The following is a 6,050-nucleotide window of genomic DNA, read 5'->3' as shown; positions in this document are numbered from 1 at the left end:
GGCTCCGGCTGTCCGGCGGAGCCCTCGAGGGAGTCCAGCACCCGGGGGCGGGGCTGCGGTTCCCTGGCCTTTCGGGGGCGTGCCGGCTTGGCGGAGTCGTTCTCGGCAGGTTCCTGGGAACGCGACACGGGATCAGGCCTGGATCTCGCGGCGTCGGATTCCCGAGATCTGACGGGAGACCCAGCGGACAGCGGGACGGGGAAGGTGGCGCATGGTGGTGGCCATGACCTTGTAGCGCAGCGTGGGGATGGAGATGACCTTGCCCCGCGCGATGTCCGCGAGGGCCTCCTCCGCCAGGCGGTCCGCGTCCAGCCACATGAAGTCGGGGATCGAGGAGCCGGCGATGCCCGCGCGGCTGTGGAACTCGGTGCGGACCCATCCCGGCAGCAGGGCAGTGACCTGGACTCCCGTGCCGTGCAGCTCCACGGCCAGGGACTCGGTCATGTTCGTGGCGTAGGCCTTGATTGCGGAGTACTCGCCCATGGTGACGTATCCGGAGACGCTCGACACGTTGACGATCCACCCCGTTCCACGGGCGGTCATCGCGCGGGCCGCCGCGCCGGAGAGGCGCGCCACTGCGGCGCACATGACGTCGAACCCCATCTCGTGCCGGCTGAAGTCCTCGTCCGCGTAGGGAGTCTTGACGGAGAAGCCCGCGTTGTTGACCACCATGTCGACCGGGCGGTCGGGGTCCTCGATGCGCCGCGCGACCCTGGCGAGGTCCTCCGCGACGGCCAGATCGGCCCCCACGGTCTCGACGTGGATGCCGTGCTCGTCAGTGAGGTCGTTCGCCGTGCGGGCGAGGCGGTCCTCGTCCCGTGCGACCAGGATCAGGTTGAAGCCCCTGCGGGCGAGGGAGCGTGCGAACGCGGCACCGATGCCTGACGTCCCACCGGTCACGAGAGCGGTAAGCATGCCCCCAAGATACACTACGGTAGGCGTAGCGTTGAGTGGACCTGCGGGCTGACCTGCGGGGAGCTGCGCGGAGGGGGTCCGCAGTCTGCTGCCCCGGGCCGGGCGGCCCACGCCCTGGACCGGGCGGGCCACGGATGCCCACGAGGTGGCGGCGTCGCCTCCGGCGGGGGTGCGTGGTCGGCCACGTGGTGCGGCGGCGCGCCCGGTGGGCCGGTGCCCGCCGCGCGGGTGGGGTGCGGTGGTCCTGGTGGCCTGCCGTGGCGGACGACGCCGCCCGCTCCCGTCTGCGGCGGAGCGGGCGCTCCCCGGGCCTGCACCGCGCCCCGCCCACGGACCGAGGGCGGTCCGCCCACCGCCCGTGAATCGCCCGTCCACTGCCTGTGAACCAACCGCACCGACACCCGGAGGATCCCCGTGACCGACAGCGCCAGTGCTCCAGCATCGCGCCCGTCGCCCCCCGAGCCGGACCCGCAGGCCGTCGCGAGTGAGTCCGTGGACCCCCGCACGGCCCGGACCGACCGCAGGATTGTGGCCGGGGCACTGCGCCTGCTCCGGGAGGGTGGTCCGCAGCGGGTGACGATCGAGGCGGTCTCGGCACTCACAGGCGTGGCCAAGACCTCGATCTACCGGCGCTACGACAACAGTCCTCAGCTGCTCGAGGCGGCCCTCAGGCACACGGCCGCGGCGGCGGGCTCCCTGCCGGAGGGCGCCACGTGGGAGCAGGCACTCACGGAGGCGGTGGAGCTGCTGCTGCGGGACATGGGCCTGGGTGTGGCGATCACGCTGCTGCAGGAGCCCGGGTCAGCGACGGCCCAGGTGCTGCGCTCCTCGGTGGTCCGCCCTCGGATGGATGCGCTGCGTTCCCTGCTGCAGCGGGACCGGGACCGCGGGCTGATCCGGGCCTCCGTGGATCTGGACATGGTGGTGGACTTCATCCTGGGTGCGGCGTACGCCCACGTGGCGCGGTACGGATCACTGGACGAGCAGTGGACAGAGCGCGTGCACCGGGCCGTGACCGACCTGATCTGCGTCCCCCCGGACGAGGACTAGAAGACGTCCCGTTCGTCCGGGCGCTGCGCCAGGTAGGACTTCACGTAGTCCTGCGCCGCGGCCGCGGTGGCCACGTCCTCGCCCGCCTTCTCCGACATGAACCAGCGGTGCTCCAGGACCTCGTGGATGATCTGCGCAGGTTCGCGCTTGCGGTGCAGCTCGGCGGGGACAGCGGACATGATGGGCGCGAAGATCTCGCGCATCCACAGCTGCGCCGTGAGGTCCTCGGGAAGACCCGGGTACAGGGCGTGACCGAACTGGTCGATGTCCGTGAGGATCCGCCGGGCCTGGTTCTCCTGGGTGTTCAGTCCCGTGAGGTGCAGGAGCCTGCGGCTGTGGTGCCCGGGCTCCACCACCCTCGGACGCAGGTGCACGCGGCCGGCCTCGTCGGAGTCCAGGGAGGCCTCCTCCACGTCGAATCCGAGGTCGTTGAGCCGCTCCACCCTGGCCTGGACGCGCCAGCGCTCCGCCACGGAGAACACCTCGGTCGCAGTCAGCTCCTCCCACAGGCCGTTGTAGGTCTCCACGAGCCGGTCCGAGACGACGAACGGGTCCACGGACCCGGGGTCCACCCCCTCCTCCGAGAGCCGCTGCTGCATGTGCTCACCGGCCAGCAGGTCCATGATCTCCCCGGCCACGTTGGTGCGGGCGAGGTCGATGTCGTACTCCCGCTGCCCGCGCGTGAGCCGGGGATGCAGCTCACCGGTCTCCGCGTCCACGAGGTAGGCGGCGAACTCCCCGGCGTCCCGGCGGAACAGCGTGTTGGACAGCGAGACGTCCCCCCAGTAGAAGCCGGACAGGTGCAGCTGCACGATCAGCAGGGCCAGCGCGTCCACGAGACGCTCGATGGTCCCGGGGGAGGGAACCTGCTCGAAGATCGCGCGGTAGGGCAGCGAGAAGCTCAGGTGGTCGGTCACGAGGGCCGCCGGCAGCGGCTCACCGTCCGGTGCGCACCGGTCCGTGACGACCGAGTCCGGGACCACCGAGGGGGTTCCCATGCGCTGCAGCCTCCGCAGCAGTCCGTACTCCCGCCGGGCGTAGTGCGCGGTGGTCTCCTTCACCGCCACCACGCGCTCACCCACGCGGGCGAAGCGCACCACGTGACGGGACAGCCCGCGCGGGTACGCGGCGAGCACCTCGGGCGGCCAGTTCTCGAGCGGCACGTCCCACGGCAGCTCGAGCAGCCCGGGATCGGGGAATGCCGTGCTGATGGACACGCCGCGCGGCGGGTGCGCCGGGGCCGAGGTTCCCGGCTGCTGGGTGTCGGCCATGTCAGCCGGCGTGGCCCAGGGCCCGAGCACGACGCCGCACGAGGCCCGCGAGTGCCTCGGCGAGGGTCGCGGGATCCGCCATCCGCCACGGCGCCACGGAGTCCTTGGCGCCCACCTTGATGCCCACGTCGCGAGGGCCCAGGACGGCCAGGGCGTCCTCGTCCGTGTCGTCGTCCCCGGCGAAGACCGTGACGTCCGGGCGCACCGCGGCGCGGATGGCGTCGAGGCCGTCGCCCTTGGTGGCGCTGAGCACCGAGCACTCGACCACCTGCTGCCCCGGGGTCACGCGCAGCCCCGGCACCGCGGCATAGGCGTTCCTCATGTCGGCCAGGGCGCGCTGCGCCACCTCCGGATCGGCGATGGGGCGGGTGTGGAACGCGACGCCCGCGGGCTTGTGCTCGGCCCGCGAGCCCGGGTAGCGCGCCACGATCGCCTCGGTGTCCGCCACGGCACGCGCCAGGAGCTCACGCTGCTGCGGGTCCAGGACGATCTCGGTGCCGCCGTCCGCGCCGGGGGCCGCACCGAGATCCACCTCGGCACCGTGCGATCCCGAGAGCACCATGGCGCGGTCAGGATCCACCACGGTGCGCAGGAAGTCGAGAGGACGCCCCGAGATCACGGCCACCGTGGTGCGGGGCAGCCGTGCCAGGGCATCCAGGGCGTCCCGGGCCGCGGGCAGGGGACGCGAGTCCTCGGGGCGTTCGGTGAACGGAGCCAGGGTGCCGTCGAAGTCCAGTGCCACGAGCAGGCTCTCGGCCTCCGCCGCGGCGTCGAGCGCGTCCTCGACCCCGTCACCCACGGTCGGCTCCGCTCGGGGCGTCACCCGGCCGTGCGGCGTCGTGCTCCGGTCCGCCCGCGCCGCCGGCGTGGGATGAGAGGTCGTCCAGGAAGCGCTGGGACCAGTCCACGACGTCGTGCGTGAGGACCTGACGGCGCATGGACGCCATCCGCTTGCGGGCCTCGGTCGCGGGCATGTCCCGCGCGTGCAGGATGGCCTCCTTGAGACCGTCAATGTCGTGCGGGTTGACCAGGATGGCCTGCTTCAGCTGCTCGGCCGCACCCGTGAACTCGGACAGCACGAGCGCGCCGGAGCGGTCCCGGCGGGCGGCCACGTACTCCTTGGCCACGAGGTTCATCCCGTCCCGCAGCGCGGTCACGAGCATGACGTCCGCCGCGAGGTACAGCGCCACCATCTCCTCGAACGGGTACCCGTGGTGCAGGTAGCGGATGGCGGTGTGCGAGATGGTGTCGTGCTGGCCGTTGATCCGGCCCACCATGCCCTCCACGAGCTCGCGCAGCTGGCGGTAGGAGTCCACGCGCTCGCGGGACGGGCTGGCTACCTGGATCAGCACGGAGTCCTCCACCGTGATCTCGCCGTCGTGCAGCAGCTCCCCGTAGGCCTTGATGCGGTGCCGGATGCCCTTGGTGTAGTCCAGCCGGTCCACTCCCAGGAAGATGGTCTCGGGGTTGCCGAGCTCCTCGCGGATCTCCCGCGCCCGCGCCTGGACCTGGGGGTCGTCGGCGAGCTCCTGGATGGAGTCCACGTCGATCGAGATGGGGTAGGACTCGGCGTGCACGGTCCAGGTGGTCCCCTGGCCGTCCGCGGTGTCCTCCGACATCACCGCGGTGCCCTTGGTGAACTGCGCACCCAGGTACTTGCGCGCGCACCGCTGGAAGTTCTGGGCGTCCCCGGGACGCTGGAAGCCGATGAGGTCCGCGCCCGTGAGCCCGTCCAGCACGGCCCGGCGCCACGGCAGCTGGGAGAAGATCTCGGTGGGAGGGAACGGGATGTGGTTGAAGAACCCGATGGTCACGTCCGGGCGCAACCGGCGCAGCATGCGCGGCACGAGCTGCAGCTGGTAGTCCTGCACCCACACGGTGGCGCCCTGCGCGGCCGTCTCGGCGGCCGTGCGCGCGAAGCGCTCGTTGACGCGTCGGTAGGCGTACCACCAGGTGCGGTGGAACTCCGGGGGTGCAATCACGTCGTGGTACAGCGGCCACAGCGTGGCGTTGGAGAAGCCTTCGTAGTAGCGGGTGACCTCCAGCTCGCTGAGCGTCACTGGAACCAGGTGGAAGACGTCGTGGTCGAACGGCTCCAGGGTCTCGTCCGGGGCGCCGTGCCAGCCGATCCACGCGCCGTCGCGCTGCGCCATGACCGGGGCGAGCGCGCTGACCAGGCCGCCGGGGGAGCGCCGCCAGGTGCTGCTGCCGTCCTCGGCCACGTCCCGGTCCACGGGGAGCCGGTTGGAGACCACGACGAAGTCGTAGCCGTCCCGGGGGACGGCCACCTCTTCCATGGATTGTTCTGCACTCATGCTGGTTCCCTTCCCGCGTACCGGCTGGTTTCCCTCCATCCTAAGTGGGCGTACCACCGCCGGGCAGGGGCGGCGCGTTCCGGGGAGGCCCCTGGGTGCCCGCTGAGTCGTGGGCGACCCCCGGGCCGGGTACCCTGAGGACGAGTTGTCGACACCCCGCCACGCCCCACGGAAGGACACCTGGCCCCCATGGTTTCCAAGAACAACAATGCCGGTTCCTCACCGGCGGACGCCCGAGAGCGGGCCCGGCAGATCGCCGACCGCCAGGCGCGCCGCCACAGCGGACGACCCCTCGGCCTGATCCTGGGCATCGTGGCCCTGATGCTGGCCATCGTGCTGATCATCGGGCTGGTGATGTGGCAGAACAGCAAGTCCAAGATCCCCGAGGCCGGCCCCGTGCCCGCGAGCGCCAACCAGTACGGCGGCATCACGGTCACCAAGGACGGCATCCCGCAGAACACCTCGGACGTCGAGGAGCGGGACCTCTCCACCCTCCCAC

Annotated in this window: 5 protein-coding genes and 1 pseudogene; 2 read left to right on the top strand and 4 right to left on the bottom strand. The window is 71.7% G+C overall.

What is annotated here, in order from left to right:
• Positions 1–132 precede the first annotated feature (132 nt).
• The gene (locus tag D9R02_RS11005; protein WP_047979090.1) at positions 133–915 is read right to left on the bottom strand and encodes an SDR family NAD(P)-dependent oxidoreductase; all 783 of its coding nucleotides are present in this window, start codon (positions 913–915) and stop codon (positions 133–135) included.
• A 414-nt stretch (positions 916–1,329) separates the two neighbouring features.
• Here D9R02_RS11005 and D9R02_RS11000 point away from each other — a divergent pair, with 414 nt between their 5' ends.
• Complete coding sequence (locus D9R02_RS11000; RefSeq protein WP_102614105.1) at positions 1,330–1,965, top strand: TetR/AcrR family transcriptional regulator; 636 nt, start codon at positions 1,330–1,332, stop codon at positions 1,963–1,965.
• Here D9R02_RS11000 and D9R02_RS10995 read toward each other — a convergent pair.
• Genes D9R02_RS10995 through D9R02_RS10985 form a run of 3 tightly spaced genes read right to left on the bottom strand, consistent with a single transcriptional unit; the run spans position 1,962 to position 5,551 of the window.
• A complete protein-coding gene (locus D9R02_RS10995) occupies positions 1,962–3,236 on the bottom strand; it encodes a DUF4032 domain-containing protein (RefSeq protein ID WP_070636404.1) in 1,275 nt (424 codons plus the stop codon). The two genes, D9R02_RS11000 and D9R02_RS10995, sit on opposite strands and share 4 nt — an antisense overlap.
• A 1-nt stretch (position 3,237) precedes the next feature.
• Positions 3,238–4,035, bottom strand: a complete 798-nt coding sequence (otsB, locus tag D9R02_RS10990) for a trehalose-phosphatase (protein WP_121566911.1) — start codon at positions 4,033–4,035, stop codon at positions 3,238–3,240.
• A complete protein-coding gene (locus tag D9R02_RS10985; protein WP_121566910.1) occupies positions 4,028–5,551 on the bottom strand; it encodes an alpha,alpha-trehalose-phosphate synthase (UDP-forming) in 1,524 nt (507 codons plus the stop codon). The genes otsB and D9R02_RS10985 overlap by 8 nt, the downstream gene beginning before the upstream one ends.
• Positions 5,552–5,740: 189 nt before the next feature.
• On the opposite strand from D9R02_RS10985, the pseudogene D9R02_RS10980 reads away from it, so the two are divergent.
• Positions 5,741–6,050 (top strand): annotated as a pseudogene (locus tag D9R02_RS10980) (disulfide bond formation protein DsbA); the annotation flags it as partial.

This window comes from Kocuria rhizophila (assembly GCF_003667225.1).
Taxonomy (GTDB): domain Bacteria; phylum Actinomycetota; class Actinomycetes; order Actinomycetales; family Micrococcaceae; genus Kocuria; species Kocuria rhizophila.
This window is presented reverse-complemented; position numbering and strand designations above follow the sequence as displayed.

Coding starts and splice junctions, on each gene's coding strand:
- D9R02_RS11005 (WP_047979090.1), bottom strand. CDS start 915: ATGCTTACCGCTCTCGTGACCGGTGGGACGTCAGGCATCGGTGCCGCG.
- D9R02_RS10995 (WP_070636404.1), bottom strand. CDS start 3,236: ATGGCCGACACCCAGCAGCCGGGAACCTCGGCCCCGGCGCACCCGCCG.
- D9R02_RS10985 (WP_121566910.1), bottom strand. CDS start 5,551: ATGAGTGCAGAACAATCCATGGAAGAGGTGGCCGTCCCCCGGGACGGC.